Origin of the sequence: Staphylococcus sp. MI 10-1553 (assembly GCF_010365305.1) — a bacterium.
GTDB lineage: Bacteria > Bacillota > Bacilli > Staphylococcales > Staphylococcaceae > Staphylococcus.
Map to the genome: position 1 here is coordinate 2,822,437 of NZ_CP048279.1, position 21,777 is coordinate 2,844,213.

Genomic DNA, 21,777 nt, shown 5'->3' on the forward strand with positions numbered 1-21,777 from the left:
TTATTATTTCACATTTTCTTTGCTTTGTTGATAGTTTATACCATTAAAAAATAAATTCAAAATAATTGCTGAAACCGTACCTAACACAATACCGTTTTGTGTAAACCATGCGAATTGATCTCCAAGACCTTTGAAAGCTTCTGGCACTGCTGTAATTCCTGCGCCCAAGCCAACTGAAATCGCGATAATCAATAAGTTGTTTTGGTTTTTAAAATTAATATCAATCAGAATACGTACACCATATGCCATCACCATACCAAACATTGCAAGCATTGCGCCACCGAGTACAGATAATGGAATAATGTTCGCTAGTGCGCCAAGTTTCGGAATACAGCCACAAATCACAAGTAAAATGACCATACCGTAAATGACGTCGTTCTTTTTAACACCAGATAATGACACTAAACCTACATTTTGAGAATAAGCCGTATAAGGAAAGGCATTAAAAATTGAACCTAATGTAATCGCAATCCCTTCAGCCATATAACCTTTTCTGAAATCTTTACGCTCGAGTTGCTTTCCTGTAATCTTACTCAAGGCGTGATAAACACCTGTAGATTCGATTAAACTGACTAATGCGACGATGAAAAAGACGATCGTTGCACCGACATCAAAGGAAAAACCTGTGAATCTGAATGGCTTCGGTAATTCAAACCAGTTCGCCTGACCGACTTGTGCGACATCAACGAGACCAAACACACTCGCCAAAATCGTACCGAATGCTAAGCCGAGTAAAATCGCAATCGACTTTAAAAATCCTTTTGCAAAACGTTGTAACACTAAAATAATCACGAGTGTCGCAAAACCGAGTAAAATATGTTTCGGATCACCATAATCTTTAGCGCCTTGCCCCCCTGCCATATAATTCATTGCAACGGGCATTAATGTAATCCCAATGATTGTCACGACACTCCCCGTAACGACTGGCGGGAACAGTTTAACTAATGATGCGAAAAACGGTGCGATGACAATGACCAATAGCCCTGATAAAAAGAGCGAACCATATAACACATCGATGCCTTTCGTTTGGCCGATTAAAATCATAGGGGCAACTGCTGTAAAAGTACATCCTAAAACAACTGGCAAGCCAATACCGATGCCGCGATAAACTTGAAGGAACGTCGCAACCCCACACATGAAAATATCCACTGTCACTAAGTACGCAATTTGTTCAGGAGTAAAGTTCAAACTTGTTCCTACTATTATAGGGACGAGAATGGCACCTGCATACATCGCGAGTAAATGTTGTAAACTTAATAAAAATCGCTTCATGATTCTGTATCTCCTACTAATGTCACTTTGTTGCCTGTTAATGAAGCGACTTGGCATAATGATGACACCGTTAAGCCTGCCTCTTCTATACGTGAGCGACCTTGTTGAAAACTTTTCTCTACTAAAATACCTACACCGACAGTTGTTGCGCCAGCTTGTTCAACTAAGCGATGTAATCCTAATACTGCTTCACCATTTGCTAAAAAGTCATCAATAATTAATACTTTGTCATCAGCAGACAAAAACTCTTCCGAAACGATGACTGTGTTCGTTTTGTTTTTAGTAAACGAGTGCACATCTGTTTGGTAATAACCAGCATTTAACGTGCTCGGTTTCGCTTTTTTAGCAAATAGACAAGGTACATCAAAACGATAAGCCGCCATGATTGCGGGTGCAATACCCGATGCCTCAATAGTCAGGATTTTTGTTACACCTTGATCCACAAATTGTTCGTAAAAGGTTTGACCAATATCATACATTAAAGCTGCATCAATCTGGTGGTTTAAAAATCCGTCAACTTTAAGAATCTTTTCATCAATCACGACGCCATCTTCAATGACCTTTCTTCTCAATGCGTCCACTCCAATTCCTCCTCGAAAAAGATATCAAAAAAACCCAAAACTAAAGAATAGCGTTTTAGGTATACGAGTAAGAGTCATACAATTGTAAAGTGGCACTATGTCACATCTAAAGACCTATCGTAGTGATGCGCGGAGAATATAGATACCGTACATATACAGGCATTGATACAGCGCGTTACATATTACATAGATGTCCCATTACTCATAGTCATGTCGTTTAAGGCAACATGGTAGAAACTTCTAAAGCCATATTCTTCAGATTATATGAGCGTGATAAATTATTACATGATGATAGCAAATTTAAGGTACTTACGCAATACTATCGTACTAAATCAAGTGTTTTCAGAAATTTATGTAAATTCTTGCTTATTCGCTTTGTAAAGGCCATAATAATAATGTAATCGTTTAACACGTTGAGAATACGGGTAGATAAATAGAAAACTTGAGCGGGAGGTTCATAGCATGACACTTTATAAAATCTCAAAATGCGAAGTGAAACGAACTGAAGATGAAGCAGTTCAATATGTAGATCAATTGTTAAAAGAGGGCGTTAAGGAAAATCAAATCGTCGTATTAAGCAAAGATAAACTTAACACAGATCGCTTTCATGATTCTCAAATTCAACATAAAACAACAACTGGTACGATTAGTGAGAAATTCATGCACTTTTTCATTGGCGAGGATGGCGAAGAAGCTGCGTTAACAAAATTTGGTTTCTCTAACGAACAAAAAGAAGATCTTAAACAAGACATTTTAAATAACAAAATTGTGGTTATGGTTCAAGAACTGAAATATGGTCAAGATGAATATGAAAAACATAATGCTGCGAACCAAAAACTGCAAGATAAACATGCACCATCTGAACATTACGGCGATATTGAGTAATCATTCATGTGTATCTATAGTCCTTACTACTTCACCCAAGATTTAATTTAACTTTCGTACACGTCATTGTATTGAAAGGATTAGGTCTTGGGTGAAGTATTTATTTCTATAGATTGTGCTTCGTATCTCCCCCATTAATTGTGCTATTTCTCGCTCTATATATGCTATACTATAGCCATTAAGAGAGGTGAAGTGACATGCATTTTGTACATATTCAATCAACCCAAGATCCATGGTATGTCCCAGCATTAGAATTTTATATGGATAAACTAGACCCCCTCGTAACAGAAGACGAGTCTGTATTTGAACAATCCTTAAAAACCGAAAAAACACAATATGATTTCGTATTTCTCGTAGGTATAGAAAACGATGAGGTCGTAAGTTTTGCGACAGCGCATTACGAAGCAACGACGAATGTGGGTTTTTTAGTCTATCTCTTGAGTCAGCCCGGTGACAATTGTGAGCAGTACCTTAAAGCGATACTTGAACAAATCGAAAAAGATGTGAATCAAATTTCTAATCAACTCCATGGCCGAGATGTGAATTTCTTCATGTTCGAGTCGACATTTGAATCACCCAACGTGGACACTGAAACGGCTGATAAAATTGCATTCCGTCGTCGCTTTTTATTGCAACAAGGTTATGAAAAACAAAACGATATTGCTTATTTACAACCTTCATTAGATCGCAATGGCAAACCAGTACCTATGGCGTTGTATATTAAAGCGAATATTCCTCTAACGAAAGATATTTACGGTACGAGTATTAAATCTGCCTATATTATTAAATATGTTTTTGCGAACCGTATTCCAAGACATGTGATTTATCCATTACTCGTTAAAATGGATTTGCGCAAAGAACCTTATGCCTAAACCCTTGAAATCAACCGTTAAAGCCGTTACAATGGTAAAGAGGTAAGACTGACGGGTCACTGAACGCACACTACCGACAGTCTAAAAACATGAGGGAAAGGACCTAATGGCATATGCTAACAAAAGAATTTGCTCAACGATCTGAGCTTAGTGAAAAACAAGTCCGTAAAATCGTCCAACATCTTGAAGAACGCGGCTATCATTTAAACAAGACTGAATATCGTGGACGTGAAGCGACAGACTTTAAAGAAGAAGATATCGAACTCTTCCAAGAAATTGCTGAACGTGTCGCACAAACGAATAGTTACGATCTTGCTTTCGAAGCGCTCGAAAAAGAAAAAGACTTTTTACAGGTCATCGTTAAAGAAAACGATCAACAATTACCTGCTGACCAACAAGTGCCACAATTGATTCAAGAGTTGCGCCACGAAATCAATCAAATGCGTGAAGAACGTCAAATGTTAGGTCAAATGGTCTCACAAGTGCATCAACAACAAGAAGAACTTAAAGCATTACATCAACAGTTACATACACAGTTGGAAACGAGCAACAAGTCGCTTGAAGCTTTGACTACTGCACAACAGCAACAAACTGAGCAACTGTCAAAAACGCAAGAAACGATTGAAACCCAAACGAAAGAGCATCAAGAGCTTGCGGAAACGATTCACCGCAATGAGAAAAAAGGGTTCTTCCAACGTTTATTTGGTGGCTAAGCAACATTGATGATAGGCTAAGAATTGTAAAAGTTTCGATTTAACGTCCGTTTAAGTAATACTAATGAATGATCAACAAAAAAACATAAGCTAGGGGTGCTCGAGGTGAGCTGAGAAAGATGGTATCTTAACTCTTTGAACCTGACGTGGTTAGAACCAACGAAGGGAAGCGCAATATGACGACGAAATAGTCTCAAGATGAATGGTGAGTAGTCACATTATTTCAATCATATACGCTTTCCTCTTGCATCCTTTTATGCAGGAGGTCTTTTTTTATGAAACAAACGATAATTATTGGTGCAGGTGTCATGGGATTGTCTATTGCACGCCAACTCGATTCCAAACATCGTCATATCCGTATCATTGATCGCTCCACCCCACGAATGAACGCATCTTATGCTGCAGGTGGTATGTTAGGCGCACAAAATGAATTTTTTGAAGATACCCCACTTTATCGACTTGCAATGAAAAGCCGTGCGATGATGCCTGAATTAGCTCAAACCCTGGAGCGCGAAACGGGGATTCATATCGAATATCAACAGCATGGACTCATCAAAGTCGCTTCTCAACCCCAAGATGTCCAAGCAGTCCGTCAACAGTTCGAATTTTTACACCATCATGACCACACCGTCACCCAACTGTCGACGCAACAATTAACACAACGGTTCCCCCATCTCAATCCATCACAAAGTGCCGCGTTCAAAATTCAAGACGACGGCCAAATTAATGCGAATCTCTACACACAAGCGCTCATTGCTTCGGTCATGCAACGTTCCCATATCGAATTGATGACCCATACGGAGGTTCACGCGTTGCAGCGCCATCATCATCGATACCGTGTTGAGACGTCAAAAGGCATATTCGAAGCTGACGAGCTCATTATTGCAGCTGGCGCATGGAGTGGCGCATTGCTTCAACAATTAGGTTTCGAATTACCAACGCATCCTGTTAAAGGTGACGTCAAATTGATTGCGTCTGATTACGACGGCTTAAAAGAAACGATTTTTAATATGAACGGTTGTTACATCGTCCCAAAACTGCCGAATCGCTTCTTAATAGGCGCAACATCCGATTATGATTGTTGGGACACTGAAAACAATGACGACAACCTTGCGTGGCTTGAGCACGAAAGTTTGAACATGATTCCCGCATTACGGTCACACCATGTCATTAAAACTTGGACGGGGATTCGCCCCATTACAGAGAATGAAATACCTATTATGGGGAAAATCGCACCTCAACTTTTCGTGACGACAGGGCATTATCGTAATGGTATTTTACTGTCACCGATTGCTGGACAACTGATGGCACAACTCGTTGATGAGGATAGTGAAGCCCAACATCAGCTCGCTCCATTTACACCTAAAATTAAGCAAATATAAAAAATATATCTTGATTTTATGTTTCCTTACCATTATCCTATTATAGAAGTCGGAATTAAAAAGGAAGCGTATTTATGTCTATTTTTTTAGTGATTATTAATTTAATTATTTTTCTTATTGCGTTAATAAGCCTATGGGTCATGGCTAAAAAGCACGTCAAATTTCCCAAACGCGTGTTCTTTGCACTTGGCCTAGGTATCCTATTAGGCTTGCTACTCCACCTTGTTTATGGTGTTGAAGGCACGGTCACGTCTCAAACAACGGATTGGGTCGGCTTAATTGGGAATGGCTACATTTCATTGCTACAAATGATTGTCATCCCACTTATTTTTGTTTCTATCGTCGCAGCATTTACGAAAATTGAAATTGGAGAAAAGTTTGCTAAAGTCGGCAGCTTCATCTTCATGTTTCTTATTGGTACCGTAACGATTGCAGCGATTATCGGTATTATCTATGCAATCGCATTCAATTTAGATGCCTCTAGTATTGACTTAGGTCAGGCAGAAAATGCTCGTAGCGCCGAAATTGCTGATAAAGCGAAAGAGCTTACTGCGACAACATTACCAACACAAATTTTAGAATTGTTACCATCAAATCCATTTTTAGATTTCACTGGTGCACGTGCAACTTCTACTATTGCAGTCGTGATTTTTGCCGCATTTGTAGGTTTTGCATTTTTACGTGTCGCACGCAAACAACCTGAAAATGGTCAAACTTTAAAACGCGGTATCGATGCCATTTACGCACTTGTAATGGCTATCGTAACATTTGTTTTGCGCCTTACTCCTTATGGGATTTTAGCGATTATGATTAACACGATTGCGACGAGTGATTTTGCTGCGATTTGGACACTCGGTAAATTCGTCATTGCGTCTTATGCAGCACTCATTACAATGTACATCATTCACTTAATCATTTTGGCCATCATTGGTGTCAATCCAGTACAGTATGTGAAGAAAACAGCCGAAGTGATTTTATTCGCATTCACTTCACGTTCAAGTGCCGGTACATTGCCATTAAACGTTCAAGCGCAAACGAATCGCTTAGGTGTGCCTCAAGCTATCGCAAACTTCTCTGGTTCATTTGGGCTATCTATTGGACAAAATGGTTGTGCTGGGATTTACCCTGCCATGCTTGCGATAATGGTTGCACCTGTCGCGGGCGTTGAAGTGAATCTACAGTTTATCGTGACAGTAATCGTTGTTGTAGTCTTAAGTTCATTCGGTGTAGCAGGAGTAGGTGGCGGTGCAACATTCGCTTCAATCCTTGTATTATCTGCACTGAACTTGCCGGTCGGTCTTGCGGGTGTCTTAATTTCAGTCGAACCACTGATCGATATGGGGCGTACAGCACTTAATGTGAATGACTCTATCTTAGCGGGTACAGGTACTGCCAAACTGACAAAACAACTCGATGAAGATATTTTCCATTCAAATCATATGGACGAACTAACAGCACAACACTAAGCAACACAATAGTTACAAAACAGTATATACGGATGAACTTGCTCTCTTCCTACGATTTATTAGCTCTAGGATTGTCTTGATGGATTCGCTTTCCCAGGGGACTTGCCTCAACTAGCCAACGCTTAATCAAACTGTTACATAAGTGAAGCGTTGGCGGATTTTCGGCTGCGTCTGATTCCTCGGGAGTCTCACCCATCTTGACAATTTCCCTTTACAAAGTCATAGGACGAGGGCAACTTTGTACATCGATGTGATTTAACTTGATTTTGATTTCGTCGTTAATTGCTTGCTTTATTGTAAATTATATTAAAGTGCACATTTCATACATACTGAAACTTAATTTTCGTAGACAGTCTATAAAGGCAATCACATATGTATATAAAAATAATCAAAGAGACAGAAGGCAAGTTCGCTGTGATACTCCATTTCTTTCCAGCTAACATTAATGCCCCTATCTCTTTAACTTACATTTATTGTACTGTTTCTAATTCGCTGCTGTGACATTTTAGTGCATCGACTTGAATAATCTCGTCGCATCGTTGGGCAAGTGCTAAATCATGAGTGGCGATAATGAGCATTCGTCTTTCATCTACCATTTCAAACAAGAGTTCCACCACTTTTTGCCCGTTCGCGTCATCTAAAGAGCCAGTCGGTTCATCTGCTAAAATCAAGCGCGGTTGTTTGAGCAATAAACGCGCTAATGCTACCCGCTGTTGCTCACCCCCACTTAATGTCGCAACTTTACGCTTGCCTTCAATGTCAAGACCCACTTTTTGCAAACTATGTGTCTTTAATTGTTTCTTTCCTGATTTAGAACCTTTTTTAAAAGCCAGTGCCATATCGAGGTTTTGATTAATCGTCATAGATTCAACAAGACCATAATTTTGAAATACATAGCCGAGGACATCACGATAAAAACGAAAATCAGCTTTCAATAGTTTTTGGTCGAGTCGCACTTCACCTTTTTTTAACGTTTCAAAACCTGCAATGGTATTCAGCAAAGTCGATTTCCCCGAGCCACTACGCCCCACAAAGGCATACGACTTGCCCGGCTCGAATTTTAGATTCACATTGTCAAAAATCTTACGCTTCCCTTTTTGTATCGTTATATCTTTCAATTCAATCATTCTTTAACACTCACCTTTTTAGGCCATTTCGAAAGATCTTTAATATAATCGATATGAAAAACGTACGTCCCTTTGTGAAGCACTTTAACATGATCAAAATTGGCGTCATATCCCCCGAAATTTAAACGATATTTAAGAGGTTCACCTGATTCGTCATACGCTTGAATATCCACATATGTTTGTGTTCTCAATGGCACTACTGCATAAGAGGTCTCTTTTTTAAGAAAGGGATTAAAATAATCGACATAGGGAATACGTGCAAAAGCTAAAAATAACCCCACTGCCACTACAATAATAGCAAACGCAGCCAAAATAAATTTCTTCACTACCTACACCTCCCTAATTAATACATTAAATTGTTTTTCTAAATAATGGATGTAAACCCATTGAATGAAGAATTGAAACAGTAAAATAATGGCAAATATCCATATAACGTTGCTATTTTCGGTCATATTAAATAAGACGGCACCAATAACAGCAGTAAACAAACTATTCGCTACAACATATTTTTGATAATTTTGCCAACGCTTAAAGCCAAACATTTTTCGCATGAGCAACCATTGGCGATGCTGTTCAAAGTAATGTAACACATCTAATAACGTGACGATGAATAATACTGATATCGCAAGCCCACTAGAAAAGCTATATACAATCCATTGTGTTTGTGCTTCTCGATACTTTTTAATCACATTATCTTTATAGTTCGTTACACCTTGCACGTCATCCTTCAAATTAAAACGGTCGATATTACGAATGATATTTTCATAATTTTTAAAGATAAAAGTACCTTGTGATAAAGTGGCGTAATAGAAATCATCCGTTAAATCTGTGGCGTTTAACATCATAATTGCGGGTGACTTCAAATAAGCTGTAGACAAACCTGTCCGTACATCAAAGGCGTAAATTTGGTATGGATTGTCCAACTGTGTCACTTTTACTTTTGTATTGGTAGCTGAATTTGGAAGTTGAAAGTCTACCCATTCTTGAAAATCATCACGTATAGATGAGGCTTTTGTTTTTGCCTGAGGAGGTAAATACAACTCTACCTGCCCATCTTGATCTTCCAAACGTGGTAAATCTTGTAATTGTGACTTAAAATAGTCTACAAAGTTTTGATTAACAAACAGCACGTTCCCATTCTCTGGTACAAAATTCGTTTCGCTTGGCTGAGCTAGCACATTTTGGCGCATCAGTAATGCTTGTTCATGTTGCTCACTATATACTATCATTTGATGAAAGCGCTTTGCGAAATCTCTTTTTTCATTTATACTGCGCCGTATTGGTTTCAATTCAACCGTATAATAATCGTCTAATTTGCCCCACCATGCTTCTGTCTCTTGAATTTTTTCTAACTTTTTTAACTGATTAAAGTTAGGCAATACAAGAAGCGTAAGTAAAACTAGCATACTTAACTTAGATACATGATTGATAAAGTGTAATAATCGATACGGTTTAAGGCCTTTAATCATTAATGGTACATTCATGTTTACAAGTAAAATATAAGATAGCAAAGAACTTATGAATAAAATCATCCAAAACCATATGTCCGCTAAGATAAGATGACTGATAAAATATCGAAGTTGTCCATCCAAGCCTAACCATTTCAGCAGTCCAATTGAGAAGAGGCTGACACCCATCGCTAAAAGTAACCATCTCGCCACTATTTTCTTAATATTCAGAAAAAATATGTTGTAAAAACGGTAACCGTGTAAACGCATCGTCGCATAGGTTTTAAAATTTTTACTTCGATCATGCAAATGGTAAAGTACATATATGATTAGCAATGTTACAAAAGGGAGTAGGACGCCTCGATTAATGAGTACATCGATATAAATCATCCATCGCTTTATCGGAACAACAGCTACTTTAAGCCCAACACTTTCTAAAGCTGCTTTGATTTGATGGGGATTTGCGACACTATCCAATATGAAATAATCCCCACGTACATCCCGCTTCATCAAGTCATCATGGGTTAACTGTTGATAGCTATATGACGTATTCATTGGCGTGATTGTGTGATGATTCGCTTTTTTATTGAAAGTATAGATGGCCTTATCAACTTGCCCCTTTTTATGATCCATGATCACTTTAAAAATCGCAATATCTAAATCTTTCGCAACCTTTTCAAAACGATCAAAAACTTCTGCTTTCGAATATTGATAATCCCAACCTTCTACTTGAATGGCCGCTTGGCTCCCGGTAAGTATTTCACTATCTTCTTCATACAACAATACCATTAAAAATAGACTTATTAGCATGAGTGTAAACACATCTAATAAGTGTTTCATCCATTTCATGACTCACCCCCTAAAATTCTGGTAATTATAATACACTATAATATGCTTCATTATGCCACCACCATCTCTTCTCCGCTGACGCCTGAGCTTCTACTCCAGGTTTAGTAGATCCACTCTCTGATCTATATCTTCCTATTGCTGTGGAAGTGTGATACTTTTCATTATGACTATAATATGACCATACGTATTTACTTCCCACGCCATAGTTCCATATTCCACCTTCTGCATGAATACTTTCTGCACTCACTAAACTTGTTGCACAATAAAAACGACTAATAATCCTGTTGCAAGTGTACTTAAAAATTTCTTTTTCATAATTGCTTCCTCTTTTTCAATAGAATTATACCTATATTATATTTTTAAACAACTATATTTACAACATCATTATATTACTTTTAACAACTAGTAGGTAATATATTGCAATTAATTTATAATAGGTAACTAAAGTGAGCAAAAAAATACTCATTTTATACAAAAAATCTCCCTAATCAATTATCTAGATTAAAGAGATACGTTTTTTAACTAAAACCACTCAAAGGTTAAAGGGCTTTATTATTTTTGGTACGATACGTTTTCTTACTTGCAAAAACTTGTTCTTTTTACTTTTTTGAGGGAATAAGATTGCCAAAAAGGGTGAGACTCCCGAGGGATTAGACGCAGCCGAAAATCCGCCAACGCTTCAATGATGTATCAGTTTGATCAAGCGTTGGCTAGTTGAGGCAAGTCCCCTGGGAAAGCGAACCCTTTAAGGCAATCTTAAATTTAACATACATACTCAAAAGTAAAGCAGGCAAGTTCAGCAAACTTAGCTCTGTCAAAAAAATCTTAGCCCTTTCACCCCTATTTCTTATTAAATCCTGACATTTGCAACCAATCATTCATCTCTAATCGTTGCTTACTACTCATAAAGCCGGCAATTTGATCAGACCATGTTTCATCACGTTTGCCTTGTGTGCGTTCTTGATAATATTGAGAAACAGTTTGATCATAAGCTTCAATTTGTTCAGACAATTCAGTGTCGTCTTCGTTGTACGTATCCACGTGAAAAACGTGCGATAATGGTAGACGTGGTTTAGGTGCGCCATTTTCGTCATCTGCCGGCTCTCCAATCGCCATACCGAATAAAGGGAAGACGTGTTCAGGTAAGTTTAAAATTTCGCGTACGCGTTGGACATCGTTCCGTAACGAACCAAGATATACAATACCATAGCCCATATCTTCAGCCGTTAATGCAATATTTTGAGCCGCTAATGCCGCGTCAATTGTACCGACTAATAACCCTTCAGCCGATTCAAAGCTCGCTTCCATGTCCGCTTTCATTTTTTTGTTTATCAATTGGTGACGATGGTAATCAATCACGTAAACGAGCAAGTACCCATTTTCAACGACATAAGGTTGGCCTGATACTTCCCTGAGCGCTTCTTTCTTTTCAATAGATTCTACTCCAATAAATGATGTCGTTTGTAAAAAACTCGACGTCGATGCCATTTGCCCGGCTTCGATTAATTTTTCTATTATATCTCGATCAATCGGTGTTTGCTTAAACTTTCGAACTGAATGGTGACGTTTCGCCAAATCATACACATATTCTGACATAAAAACACTCCTTACATTCTTTTCTTAATCGTAACACTTAGCACCGTATAACGCATGGTTCTTGCATTATACGTAGCCATCACACTCACTCTTCATTAAATAGACGATCATCGCTTCTATATAACAACATCTTTGAAAGGTTTTCTATTTTACGTTTTAATTGAGAATGAAAGCATATAAATGATATTCAAATCTTTTACCAATTAACTTATTTCCGTTTTTATTTCCAATGTATCGTCTACTTTGTTATCTTTACTACAATGAAAAAAATAATGCGTATCAATCATCAAATGTGACCGAATTGTGATCAAAAGGTGGTGTTTTTACTGTATTTAACCTTTATTGCACCTATTACATCAAAATCGCTATTAATAATGAAAGCGTTTAACTTCAAAGTGGATAAAAATCGTTTGTATTTATTTGACGTAACGATTGTTCCATGTCATAATACTACTTGAGATTAGAATTATTATTAATAAGGAATTATCACAAAGTAAAAACAAGTTCTAATCCAAATAATAATGATTCATATAAATAGGAGGATTTTGATTATGTCATTAATCGGTAAACAAATTGAGGAATTTTCAGCACAAGCATACAATGCAAAAACAGATGAATTTATTGAAGTGACACACGAAGATTTAAAAGGTAACTGGAGTGTTGTCGTATTCTACCCTGCAGATTTCTCATTCGTATGTCCAACTGAATTAGAAGATGTACAAAATCATTACGAAAAATTACAAGAGTTAGGTACAAACGTATTCTCTGTTTCTACAGATACTCACTTTGTACATAAAGCATGGCACGATCATTCAGATGCCATCAGCAAATTACAATATACAATGATTGGTGATCCTTCCCAAGCGATTACACGTCAATTTGATGTATTAGATGAAATTTCAGGTCTTGCACAACGCGGTACTTTCATCATTGACCCAGACGGTGTTGTTCAAGCAGCAGAAATTAATGCAGACGGTATCGGCCGTGACGCAAGCACACTTGTACACAAAATTAAAGCAGCACAATACGTTCGTCAAAATCCAGGTGAAGTTTGCCCAGCGAAATGGGAAGAAGGTAGCGAAACTTTAACTCCAGGATTAGACTTAGTAGGTAAAATTTAAGGAGGCAATACTGAATGTTAAATCAAGAATTAAAGCAACAACTTTCACAACTTCTTGATTTGATGGAAAGTGACGTTGTACTGAAAGTGAGCACTGGCGATGACGATCATTCTCAAAAAATGAACGATCTCGTTAATGAAGTTTCAGACATGTCATCTCGAATTACAGTAGAAAAAGCTGAATTAAAGCGTACGCCTAGCTTTAGTATCAACAAACCATACGAGGACACTGGCATTACATTTGCTGGTGTCCCTCTTGGTCATGAGTTCAATTCTTTTGTCCTTGCACTCTTACAAGTGAGTGGTCGTGCACCAAAAGAAGAACAATCTGTAATTGATCAAATCAAGTCTATCAACGAACCCCTTCATTTTGAAACATTTATCAGCTTAACATGTCAAAAATGTCCTGATGTTGTTCAAGCGTTAAACTTAATGAGTGTCATCAATCCGAATATTACACATACGATGATTGATGGTGCAGTCTTCAAAAAAGAAGCAGAAGACATTATGGCGGTACCTGCAATTTTCTTAAATGGTGAACAATTCGGTAACGGCCGTATGACAGTCACAGACATTCTTAGTGCGTTAGGTCAAGGTCCTGACGCTTCTGAATTTGAAAACAAAGAAACATTTGACGTCCTCGTAGTCGGCGGCGGTCCTGCAAGTGCAAGTTCTGCTATCTATGCTGCTCGTAAAGGTTTAAAAACGGGTATCGTAGCAGACAGAATTGGCGGTCAAGTTAATGACACAGCTGATATTGAAAACTTAATTGGCGTGAAGAAAACGACAGGTCCATCACTTGCGACAAGTCTTGAAGAACACATTAAAGACTACAATGTGGATATTATGACTGGCGTACGTGCAGAAGGATTAGAAAAAACAGATGATATCGTTCATTTGACTTTAGATAACGGAGCAGTGCTTAAAACACGCTCACTCATTATCGCAACAGGTGCGCGTTGGAAGAAAATCGGTGTACCGGGTGAAGACACATTCGCAAACAAAGGTGTCGCATACTGCCCGCACTGTGACGGCCCTCTATTCGAAGGTAAAGATGTCGCTGTTATCGGTGGCGGTAACTCTGGTGTTGAAGCCGCGATTGACTTAGCAGGTATTTGTAAAAGTGTAACAGTCCTTGAATATGGTGAGTCATTAAAAGCAGACTCTGTATTACAAGAGCGTTTAAATTCATTACCGAATACAACAGTCATCACACATGCAGCAACACAAGAAATCAAAGGTGACGACCGTGTAAGTGGTATTGCTTACACTTGTAACGAAACAAATCAAGAAAAACATGTTGATTTAAATGGTGTATTCGTGCAAATCGGTCTTTCTCCTAATACAGAATGGTTAGGCGATACTGTTCAACGTAACCGCATGGGTGAAATTGAAGTGGACCGTTTAGGTAACACGAACATTCCTGGTGTCTTTGCAGCAGGTGACTGTACAGACCAACGCTATAAACAAATTATTATTTCAATGGGATCTGGCGCAACAGCAGCATTATCTGCATTTGACTACTTGATTCGTAACTAAATAGAATTAAAACAATCGGACTGATGAAAAGAAGGGGATTTTCATCAGTCCGATTTTCTGTTTTAGCAATGTAGTGATAGCACGGCTTTTACATCCATCGAGACAAACCTAAAAACACACGCCCTTTGAGTGCAATCAATAAAGGACAAATACATTAAATATTAAAGCATGATTCTGCAATTTGAATTCTCACCCTATTATAATGCGCGCTGAAATGCTCAGAAACACCTATACTGCAATCCTACAAAAACGAAATCAACCAGTTCCAAATTTTAGTAAAAAGGCTGACAATAGCATCCCACAATTTTTGCAAGAAATTACGCGTCTCCTCATTATCTAAATTCTTCAACTTCTTCAACTTATCACCGGCTTGGCTTTGAATCATCTCTTTTAATTTAGTCGCCTGCTTTTTAAACGCATCCGGATCCTGGTTGACAACATTGGATTGCGCGACGTTCATCATGATATTTTGAATGACTGCAATTTCGTTATCACTTAAAATCTGATACAGTCCGCGCTCATTTAATGTTTGGTTGACGATTTGGTTGATCGTTGTACTGTTCAGTTGTTGATCCGACGCTTTTGCTTCAGCGATTTGGGCTTTCATTTCTGCAACTGCTTCATTCAACGCTTCATCAGAATAGCCCTCTTTATTTTGATGATTTTCACTAATTTGCGCTAAATGATTCATTTCTTGGTTCGCATTTTGAATATCTTGCGTATTTAAACGATGACCTTGTGTGGCATAAGCTTTATAAATACCTGTCAATGCACCTTCACCGGTCACCTGATCGACAGAAGCAATTTTAATCGTCGCATCTTGAATACCTGATGTAATCGCTGCGTTCATATACTGTTCTCGTGTAATACGTGTAATATTTTCAGGGGTTTCAATTTCTACGTCGACACCACTCGTAAAGCGTTTCGGTTTAATCAAAGCACTAGAATGGATAAAGTCGTATTCTGTCCCTGTATATTCAATGACATCAGTATTTGTCACTTTATACGTCGTCACATTGTTACCGACCCCCAACTTTTCTTTCGTCTCTTCAAGTTGGTTATGATTCAAATCGGCGCCTTGGATAAATATTTCTTCTTTTGGCTTAAATTCATTCGCGGCTTGAGCAACGCCTACCATTAACATCGATGTGACCACGCCACTGATTAATAGCTTTTTATACATTTCCGTCACTTCCTCCTAGTGCTACGCTATTTTCTCTATTTTACCATGAATGTTCTACAATACTATCATTCTTGGGACCTAAGCGTAAAAAGTATCATGAGCGCTAAGAAAGATGTGATTAAACTAACACTTCCGATTCATGAGATGTGCCATAATCAATGTCGTATCCCATATCTTCAATCATGTCATAGTCTAATTGATTCGGTTGCCCACCTGTAATTAAATAATCGCCTACAAAAATTGAATTCGCGACCATTAACGCTGTAGCTTGTAGTGAACGTAAATTAACTTCTCTTCCCCCTGCAATACGAATTTCTTTTGTCGGATTGATCAAGCGAAAAAGCGCCAAAATGCGTAAACAGCGAGTCGGTGTCAGTTGATCCATTTCGCCAAATTTCGTTCCTTTAATCGGATGTAAAAAGTTGACTGGAATACTGTCCGCATCGATTTCTTTCAATGCAAAAGCCATATCCACGATGTCTTGGTTAGACTCACCCATGCCACAAATGACACCCGAACATGGTGAAATGTTGTTTTGCTTCATGATCTCAATGGTGTTGACACGATCTTCATATGTATGTGTTGAGACCACTTCATGATGATAGTTTGCACTCGTATTCAAATTGTGATTATAGCGGTCGACCCCTGCTGCTTTTAACTTCTCTGCTTGCTTCTCATTCGTTAAACCTAGACATGCACATACTTTCAACTGTGGATGTGCCGCTTTGATACGTTCAACAGAGGACGTAATATGATTAATTTCCTTATCACTCGGACCTCGACCACTCATCACAATACAGTACGTTCCAATTTCATTTTCAGCTGCAACGCGTGCACCTTCTGTAATTTCATCCTCTGATATTAAAGCGTAACGTTGCTTTTGCTTCATTTCACGTGATTGACCACAATAGCCACAATCTTCAGGACAAATCCCACTTTTCGCATTTAAAATCATATTCAACTTCACTTTATGTCCATAATAATGTTTGCGAAGTTGGTACGCTTCATGAACGAGATCCATCGTGTCATAGGATGGATTTACCAACAAATCTAATGCTTCATCTGGAGTCAATGCACGGCCTTCTAATATTTGTTTCGCTATTTTCATAGTCATTCCTCCTCATATAAAAGTCAGTATATCATAATTGTAACTATTTTTATAACAAAGTTTACAATTCATATAGAGGTTCATTTTAACTCAAAGTGGGGTATATTGAAGTTGTCACATTAATTTAAAATATCGCTTATAATAAAGTCAGTATCATCAAATTAAGACAGACCGCAGTCTAAAAACAGATATGGAGGCAACATAATGGATACATTAGATGAATTTTTGGAAACTATCGACAAATCAGAACATCGTAATAAATTAGCAACAGTGATACAAACCATACTCGATCACTACCCTGAACTTGCTTTGGAAATCAAATGGAATCAACCGATGTTATTGTACAAAGAAAATGGCACTTTTATTTTAGGATTCAGCAAAGCGAAACCCCACTTTGCCGTCGCACCAGAGAAATATACATTAGATACCTTTGCGAAAGAGATTGAAAAATCGGGTTATCAAATGACTAAAATGTTTATGAAGATCAAGTGGACAGACGAAGTCAATTATACGTTGTTATATGACATCATTGATTTTAATATTCATGATAAAAAGGACTCTCGTTTCTTCTGGAGACAGTAGCTTACCATAAAGCTGACTCGACTTCTCAAGCCTATCCGTATTGAGAAGTCAGACAGCGCCTTCGCTATGTCATCATACGCTTTAATTTTGTTATTCTCACCCACACCCCACCATTTCCATTTCTCTCTAAAATTTCAAAAAGAAACATCCATTTTCTATATACACATTCTGCAATGCACCTCCAATAATAAATGATTGTAATTTTTCTGAAAATGCCCAAAATTGTGTTGACTTGAATATAAAGTTCTTCTACAATACATAACATATCGCTTAGTTGTGAAGTCGGAATTCCGGGAGGCCTGTATGATTGAGTTTAAAAATGTGAATAAAATATTTAAGAAAGGGCATCATTCTGTTCATGCCCTTAAAGACATCTCTTTCTCCATTCAAGCGGGTGATGTTTTTGGTGTCATTGGCTATAGTGGTGCAGGGAAAAGTACACTCGTTCGTCTGATTAATCAATTAGAACAACAAACTTCTGGTGACGTTTATGTCGATGGTCATCATTTAAATACATATGCCCCTGCACAGTTAAGAGCCGTCAAAAAAGATATCGGGATGATTTTTCAACAATTCAACCTATTGGATTCTAAAACTGTCTTTAAAAATGTCGCCATGCCTCTCAAATTACGTAAAGTACCCATGGATGAAATTAAGTCTCGCGTAGAAGAAATGCTTCACTTTGTAGGCTTATCTGGCAAAGCGAACAACTTTCCTAATGAACTGTCTGGCGGTCAAAAACAGCGTGTCGCAATTGCACGTGCGCTCGTGACACGTCCTAAAATTTTACTCTGTGACGAAGCAACCAGTGCACTCGATCCAGCGACGACGGATTCGATTCTTCAATTATTAAAGAAGACGAACGAAACTTTTGGCGTCACGATTATCGTCATTACACATGAAATGAGTGTCATTCAAAGTATATGTAACCGCGTCGCCATTATGGAAAATGGTGTCGTCATTGAGCTCGATACGGTGAAACAAGTGTTCAGTCATCCTAAAACTGCGACTGCTCAACGTTTCGTATCCACTGTCATTAATACCTCACCTTCTCAAAAAGTGATGGACAACCTTCAAATTGATGAACAACACCAACTTTATCGACTGTTTATCGAATCGACTCAAATTACACAAACATTAATGAATGATTTGATTCAAAAAGCGGCCGTGAATGTGAATATCGTACATGCGACGATGGCTGACATTCAAGAGGAGACGGTTGGCTATTTATGGTTACTCATTAAGGGAGACGCAACTCAGCAACAACAGGTCACGTCTTATTTCGAACATCATCAAATCCAATTTGAGAAAGGGGTGCCGACATGCTAGGTTCATCTATTGATAGCACACAATTACTAGAAGCACTGTATCAAACGTTATACATGGTGACAATTTCACTCATTTTTGGTGCTTTAATCGGCGTCCCACTTGGTATTGTATTAGTGGCGACCCGACAAAATGGAATATGGCCAAATGCTTGGATTCATCACATTTTAAACCCAGTGATTAACATTTTGCGGTCTGTGCCATTCATTATATTACTTATCGCAATCATCCCATTTACTAAATTGATTGTAGGGACATCCATAGGGACGACTGCAGCGATTGTGCCCCTCACTGTTTATGTAGCCCCCTATATTGCTAGACTTGTTGAAAATTCACTTTTAGAGGTAGACGAAGGCATTATAGAAGCTGCGCATGCGATGGGTGCAACACCGATACAGATTATCCGTTATTTCCTATTACCTGAAGCACTCGGTTCACTCATTTTATCGCTCACTACGGCGATTATCGGGCTCATCGGTGCAACAGCAATGGCTGGTGCTGTCGGTGGTGGCGGTATTGGAGATATGGCGCTTGTATACGGTTACCAACGTTTTGACACACTTGTGATTATTATTACTGTTGTCGTTTTAGTGATTATCGTGCAATGTATTCAATCTATTGGAAATGCACTCGCTAAAAAAGTACGACGACATTAACTGGAGGATATATTTATGAAAAAACTGATTACCTTTTTAGTATTAGCTGTATTCGTTTTAAGCGCTTGCGGCAATAACAAATCTGAAAAAGTCACACTCGGCGTCGCTTCAAATGACACAAAAGCATGGGAGAAAGTAAAAGAACTCGCTAAAAAAGAAGATATTGACTTAGAAATCAAACAATTTTCGGATTATAATGTTCCTAACACAGCACTCAATGATGGCGATATCGATATGAACGCTTTCCAACATTTCGCATTTTTAGAAGCGTTTAAAAAAGCAAACAAAGGAACTGAAATTACACCGATTCGTACGACTGTGCTGGCACCTTTAGGCATTTATTCAGAAAAAATCAAAGACATTAAAGACGTGAAAGATGGCGCAAAAGTGGTCATTCCAAACGATGTGTCCAACCAAGCACGGGCATTGAAATTACTTGAAAAAGCAGGGCTCCTCGAATTAAACAAAGATTTCGGTTTATCAAGTTCTATTAAAGATATTAAAAGCAACCCTAAAAACTTAGATATTAAAGCCGTCGATGCCCAACAAACAGCGAGAGCATTGTCTGATGTCGACATTTCAGTGATTAACAATGGTGTCGCAACAAAAGCGGGCTTAGACGCTAAAAAAGATCCGATTTATTTAGAAGCTTCTGACTCTGATGCTGTTAAACCTTATATCAACGTCATCGCGGTCAACTCGAAAGACAAAGACAATAAAGTGTACAAACGTATCGCAGAATTGTACCACTCTGAAGAAGCAAAAGCAGCATTGAAAGAAGATACAAAAGATGGTGAGTTAATTATCGATTTAAAACAAGATGAAATTAAAGCCATTGAAGATAGCTTGAAATAACTCATGATAAACAACCGAGTCTGAGATACTTTTGTCTCGGACTCGGTTGTATTTGAGTATTCTATATTGCGTTGTGCTCATTAAAACACACTGTGTAGTTTTCAGTATTCAGAACCAATTGTAAATTCTCTTTGCTCTATCCCTAAAATTCACCAGCCGTCTTCTTGTGCGCCTCTACTTCAAATTGTTGTTTTAACCATTGTTTAGTGGCTGCATGCGCAAAAGTATAATCAACCGCTTTTAAATTTATGCGCGCAATATCTTCCCAATTAAGCAGTTTATGTTCTAACAACAATGTATATTCATCTAATAAATTCGTTTGTGTCACGGTACGATTATCCGTATTGATTAAAAATGCGATGTTCTCTTTTAATAAACGTTGTAAGTCTAAACTGTCTAACGCTTCGATAGCTTTTGTTTGTAGGTTACTTTGCGGGCAAAATTCGAGTAATACGTCTTGGGCTTTCACAGCTGCGATCACGTCGTCATCTTTAAAGGCTGCCACCCCATGGCCGATACGTTGTGCACCGAATCGAACAGCATCATACACATTTTTTGCACAGCCACATTCGCCAGCATGTAACGTAATGTTCAAACCTTGTTGTTGCGCATATTGAATCAGTGCTTCATGTTCTGTTGTTGGGGACGCCGCTTCATCACCAGCTAAATCCACGCCTACAATATAGTCTTCTAATGTTTCATCATCGCGGAGATTGTCGAATATCGTACGGTTCATTTCATCCGAATGATGTTTCATCCCGCATACTAACATTCTCACTTTAATGTTGAAAGTTTGTTCAGCCAAAGCCGCACCTTCACATACTGCTGTTAATATTTCCGGAATTTGCAGACCTTGTGCTTGGTGAAATGCTGGTGCAAAGCGAATTTCAATATATTTCACGCCATCTTGTGTTGCTTGTTCTGCCACATCAACGACAGCATCGATCAAACTTGTACGCGTCTGCATCACCTTTAAAATTTCGTCAAATGACTGTAAATATTCCGCTAAACTCTGGCAATGTTGATCCACTGTTACTTTGTCCATTTGAATCGGCACACCTTGTTGCTGACTTTGATGTTCAAGATACTTTAAACTGACTGACCCGTCTAAATGACAATGTAATTCGAGTTTAGGTATCTCCCTTAATTCCGCTTTCATAATAACCTCTTTTCTCTATCTTTTTAATTTCTAATTGTACCGAGATTATATTAATTGT

21 protein-coding genes and 2 riboswitches are annotated in these 21,777 nt (G+C 38.2%); of the genes, 11 read left to right on the forward strand and 10 right to left on the reverse strand.

Annotation, left to right across the window (positions count from 1 at the left end; genetic code table 11):
• Positions 1-3: 3 nt before the first annotated feature.
• Together pbuX and xpt are read right to left on the reverse strand one after the other, a co-directional pair.
• Complete coding sequence (gene pbuX / locus GZH82_RS13425) at positions 4-1,272, reverse strand: xanthine permease PbuX (RefSeq protein WP_162682893.1); 1,269 nt, start codon at positions 1,270-1,272, stop codon at positions 4-6.
• Positions 1,269-1,853 carry a xanthine phosphoribosyltransferase gene (xpt, locus tag GZH82_RS13430; RefSeq protein ID WP_162682894.1) on the reverse strand — a complete coding sequence of 195 codons (585 nt, stop codon included), beginning with the start codon at positions 1,851-1,853 and terminating at the stop codon, positions 1,269-1,271. The genes pbuX and xpt overlap by 4 nt, the downstream gene beginning before the upstream one ends.
• A gap of 185 nt (positions 1,854-2,038) precedes the next feature.
• Positions 2,039-2,141: riboswitch (purine riboswitch) on the reverse strand.
• Positions 2,142-2,315: 174 nt separating this feature from the next.
• Between xpt and GZH82_RS13435 the strand changes: the two genes are divergently transcribed.
• The 5 genes from GZH82_RS13435 (at position 2,316) to GZH82_RS13455 (ending at position 7,171) form a co-directional block, all read left to right on the forward strand.
• Entirely contained in the window at positions 2,316-2,738 is a 423-nt protein-coding gene (locus GZH82_RS13435) for a general stress protein (RefSeq protein ID WP_162682895.1), read from the forward strand.
• 197 nt (positions 2,739-2,935) lie between these two features.
• Positions 2,936-3,610 carry a hypothetical protein gene (locus tag GZH82_RS13440; RefSeq protein ID WP_162682896.1) on the forward strand — a complete coding sequence of 225 codons (675 nt, stop codon included), beginning with the start codon at positions 2,936-2,938 and terminating at the stop codon, positions 3,608-3,610.
• Positions 3,611-3,723: 113 nt separating this feature from the next.
• On the forward strand, positions 3,724-4,323 hold the full coding sequence (locus GZH82_RS13445; RefSeq protein ID WP_014614902.1) for a hypothetical protein: 600 nt from the start codon (positions 3,724-3,726) through the stop codon (positions 4,321-4,323).
• An 82-nt stretch (positions 4,324-4,405) separates the two neighbouring features.
• Positions 4,406-4,508: riboswitch (TPP riboswitch) on the forward strand.
• Positions 4,509-4,598: 90 nt separating this feature from the next.
• Entirely contained in the window at positions 4,599-5,705 is a 1,107-nt protein-coding gene (gene thiO, locus GZH82_RS13450) for a glycine oxidase ThiO (RefSeq protein WP_162682897.1), read from the forward strand.
• A 74-nt stretch (positions 5,706-5,779) separates the two neighbouring features.
• Positions 5,780-7,171, forward strand: coding sequence for an L-cystine transporter (locus GZH82_RS13455; protein ID WP_162682898.1), 1,392 nt, complete (start codon positions 5,780-5,782; stop codon positions 7,169-7,171).
• A 470-nt stretch (positions 7,172-7,641) separates the two neighbouring features.
• On the opposite strand, the gene GZH82_RS13460 is transcribed toward GZH82_RS13455, so the two are convergent.
• From GZH82_RS13460 to nfsA, 5 genes are all read right to left on the reverse strand, one after another.
• Entirely contained in the window at positions 7,642-8,298 is a 657-nt protein-coding gene (locus tag GZH82_RS13460) for an ATP-binding cassette domain-containing protein (RefSeq protein ID WP_162682899.1), read from the reverse strand.
• Positions 8,295-8,624, reverse strand: a complete 330-nt coding sequence (locus GZH82_RS13465; RefSeq protein WP_162682900.1) for a YxeA family protein — start codon at positions 8,622-8,624, stop codon at positions 8,295-8,297. Before GZH82_RS13465 ends, GZH82_RS13460 begins: the two co-directional genes overlap by 4 nt.
• Before the next feature lie 3 nt (positions 8,625-8,627).
• A complete protein-coding gene (locus GZH82_RS13470) occupies positions 8,628-10,595 on the reverse strand; it encodes a DUF1430 domain-containing protein (protein WP_162682901.1) in 1,968 nt (655 codons plus the stop codon).
• 25 nt (positions 10,596-10,620) lie between these two features.
• Complete coding sequence (locus GZH82_RS13475; protein WP_343236261.1) at positions 10,621-10,842, reverse strand: lactococcin 972 family bacteriocin; 222 nt, start codon at positions 10,840-10,842, stop codon at positions 10,621-10,623.
• Between the two features lie 593 nt (positions 10,843-11,435).
• Positions 11,436-12,191, reverse strand: coding sequence for an oxygen-insensitive NADPH nitroreductase (nfsA, locus tag GZH82_RS13480; RefSeq protein WP_162682902.1), 756 nt, complete (start codon positions 12,189-12,191; stop codon positions 11,436-11,438).
• 551 nt (positions 12,192-12,742) lie between these two features.
• Here nfsA and ahpC point away from each other — a divergent pair.
• Positions 12,743-13,312, forward strand: coding sequence for an alkyl hydroperoxide reductase subunit C (gene ahpC, locus GZH82_RS13485; RefSeq protein WP_162682903.1), 570 nt, complete (start codon positions 12,743-12,745; stop codon positions 13,310-13,312).
• 14 nt (positions 13,313-13,326) lie between these two features.
• On the forward strand, positions 13,327-14,850 hold the full coding sequence (gene ahpF, locus GZH82_RS13490) for an alkyl hydroperoxide reductase subunit F (protein WP_162682904.1): 1,524 nt from the start codon (positions 13,327-13,329) through the stop codon (positions 14,848-14,850).
• Positions 14,851-15,091: 241 nt separating this feature from the next.
• Here ahpF and GZH82_RS13495 read toward each other — a convergent pair whose 3' ends face one another.
• Together GZH82_RS13495 and bioB are read right to left on the reverse strand one after the other, a co-directional pair.
• Positions 15,092-16,033: a DUF1002 domain-containing protein gene (locus GZH82_RS13495; protein WP_162682905.1), complete on the reverse strand. Its 942-nt coding sequence runs from the start codon at positions 16,031-16,033 to the stop codon at positions 15,092-15,094.
• Between the two features lie 118 nt (positions 16,034-16,151).
• Positions 16,152-17,141 carry a biotin synthase BioB gene (gene bioB / locus GZH82_RS13500; RefSeq protein ID WP_162682906.1) on the reverse strand — a complete coding sequence of 330 codons (990 nt, stop codon included), beginning with the start codon at positions 17,139-17,141 and terminating at the stop codon, positions 16,152-16,154.
• Positions 17,142-17,345: 204 nt separating this feature from the next.
• On the opposite strand from bioB, the gene GZH82_RS13505 reads away from it, so the two are divergent.
• The 4 genes from GZH82_RS13505 to gmpC all read left to right on the forward strand — a co-directional run bounded on the left by GZH82_RS13505 (position 17,346) and on the right by gmpC (position 20,560).
• Positions 17,346-17,723, forward strand: a complete 378-nt coding sequence (locus tag GZH82_RS13505) for an iron chaperone (protein WP_162682907.1) — start codon at positions 17,346-17,348, stop codon at positions 17,721-17,723.
• 303 nt (positions 17,724-18,026) lie between these two features.
• The gene (locus tag GZH82_RS13510; RefSeq protein WP_162682908.1) at positions 18,027-19,052 is read left to right on the forward strand and encodes a methionine ABC transporter ATP-binding protein; all 1,026 of its coding nucleotides are present in this window, start codon (positions 18,027-18,029) and stop codon (positions 19,050-19,052) included.
• Positions 19,046-19,705: a methionine ABC transporter permease gene (locus GZH82_RS13515; RefSeq protein ID WP_110160380.1), complete on the forward strand. Its 660-nt coding sequence runs from the start codon at positions 19,046-19,048 to the stop codon at positions 19,703-19,705. The genes GZH82_RS13510 and GZH82_RS13515 overlap by 7 nt, the downstream gene beginning before the upstream one ends.
• 15 nt (positions 19,706-19,720) lie before the next feature.
• Entirely contained in the window at positions 19,721-20,560 is an 840-nt protein-coding gene (gmpC, locus tag GZH82_RS13520; protein ID WP_162682909.1) for a dipeptide ABC transporter glycylmethionine-binding lipoprotein, read from the forward strand.
• A gap of 142 nt (positions 20,561-20,702) precedes the next feature.
• Here gmpC and add read toward each other — a convergent pair whose 3' ends face one another.
• Positions 20,703-21,719, reverse strand: a complete 1,017-nt coding sequence (gene add, locus GZH82_RS13525; protein ID WP_162682910.1) for an adenosine deaminase — start codon at positions 21,717-21,719, stop codon at positions 20,703-20,705.
• Between the last annotated feature and the right edge of the window lie 58 nt (positions 21,720-21,777).

What these genes read in the sequence shown, in the direction of transcription:
- pbuX (WP_162682893.1), bottom strand. Translation starts at nt 1,272, where the DNA reads ATGAAGCGATTTTTATTAAGTTTACAACATTTACTCGCGATGTATGCA.
- GZH82_RS13435 (WP_162682895.1), top strand. Translation starts at nt 2,316, where the DNA reads ATGACACTTTATAAAATCTCAAAATGCGAAGTGAAACGAACTGAAGAT.
- GZH82_RS13440 (WP_162682896.1), top strand. Translation starts at nt 2,936, where the DNA reads ATGCATTTTGTACATATTCAATCAACCCAAGATCCATGGTATGTCCCA.
- GZH82_RS13445 (WP_014614902.1), top strand. Translation starts at nt 3,724, where the DNA reads ATGCTAACAAAAGAATTTGCTCAACGATCTGAGCTTAGTGAAAAACAA.
- thiO (WP_162682897.1), top strand. Translation starts at nt 4,599, where the DNA reads ATGAAACAAACGATAATTATTGGTGCAGGTGTCATGGGATTGTCTATT.
- GZH82_RS13455 (WP_162682898.1), top strand. Translation starts at nt 5,780, where the DNA reads ATGTCTATTTTTTTAGTGATTATTAATTTAATTATTTTTCTTATTGCG.
- GZH82_RS13460 (WP_162682899.1), bottom strand. Translation starts at nt 8,298, where the DNA reads ATGATTGAATTGAAAGATATAACGATACAAAAAGGGAAGCGTAAGATT.
- GZH82_RS13470 (WP_162682901.1), bottom strand. Translation starts at nt 10,595, where the DNA reads ATGAAATGGATGAAACACTTATTAGATGTGTTTACACTCATGCTAATA.
- nfsA (WP_162682902.1), bottom strand. Translation starts at nt 12,191, where the DNA reads ATGTCAGAATATGTGTATGATTTGGCGAAACGTCACCATTCAGTTCGA.
- ahpC (WP_162682903.1), top strand. Translation starts at nt 12,743, where the DNA reads ATGTCATTAATCGGTAAACAAATTGAGGAATTTTCAGCACAAGCATAC.
- ahpF (WP_162682904.1), top strand. Translation starts at nt 13,327, where the DNA reads ATGTTAAATCAAGAATTAAAGCAACAACTTTCACAACTTCTTGATTTG.
- GZH82_RS13495 (WP_162682905.1), bottom strand. Translation starts at nt 16,033, where the DNA reads ATGTATAAAAAGCTATTAATCAGTGGCGTGGTCACATCGATGTTAATG.
- bioB (WP_162682906.1), bottom strand. Translation starts at nt 17,141, where the DNA reads ATGAAAATAGCGAAACAAATATTAGAAGGCCGTGCATTGACTCCAGAT.
- GZH82_RS13505 (WP_162682907.1), top strand. Translation starts at nt 17,346, where the DNA reads ATGGATACATTAGATGAATTTTTGGAAACTATCGACAAATCAGAACAT.
- GZH82_RS13510 (WP_162682908.1), top strand. Translation starts at nt 18,027, where the DNA reads ATGATTGAGTTTAAAAATGTGAATAAAATATTTAAGAAAGGGCATCAT.
- GZH82_RS13515 (WP_110160380.1), top strand. Translation starts at nt 19,046, where the DNA reads ATGCTAGGTTCATCTATTGATAGCACACAATTACTAGAAGCACTGTAT.
- gmpC (WP_162682909.1), top strand. Translation starts at nt 19,721, where the DNA reads ATGAAAAAACTGATTACCTTTTTAGTATTAGCTGTATTCGTTTTAAGC.
- add (WP_162682910.1), bottom strand. Translation starts at nt 21,719, where the DNA reads ATGAAAGCGGAATTAAGGGAGATACCTAAACTCGAATTACATTGTCAT.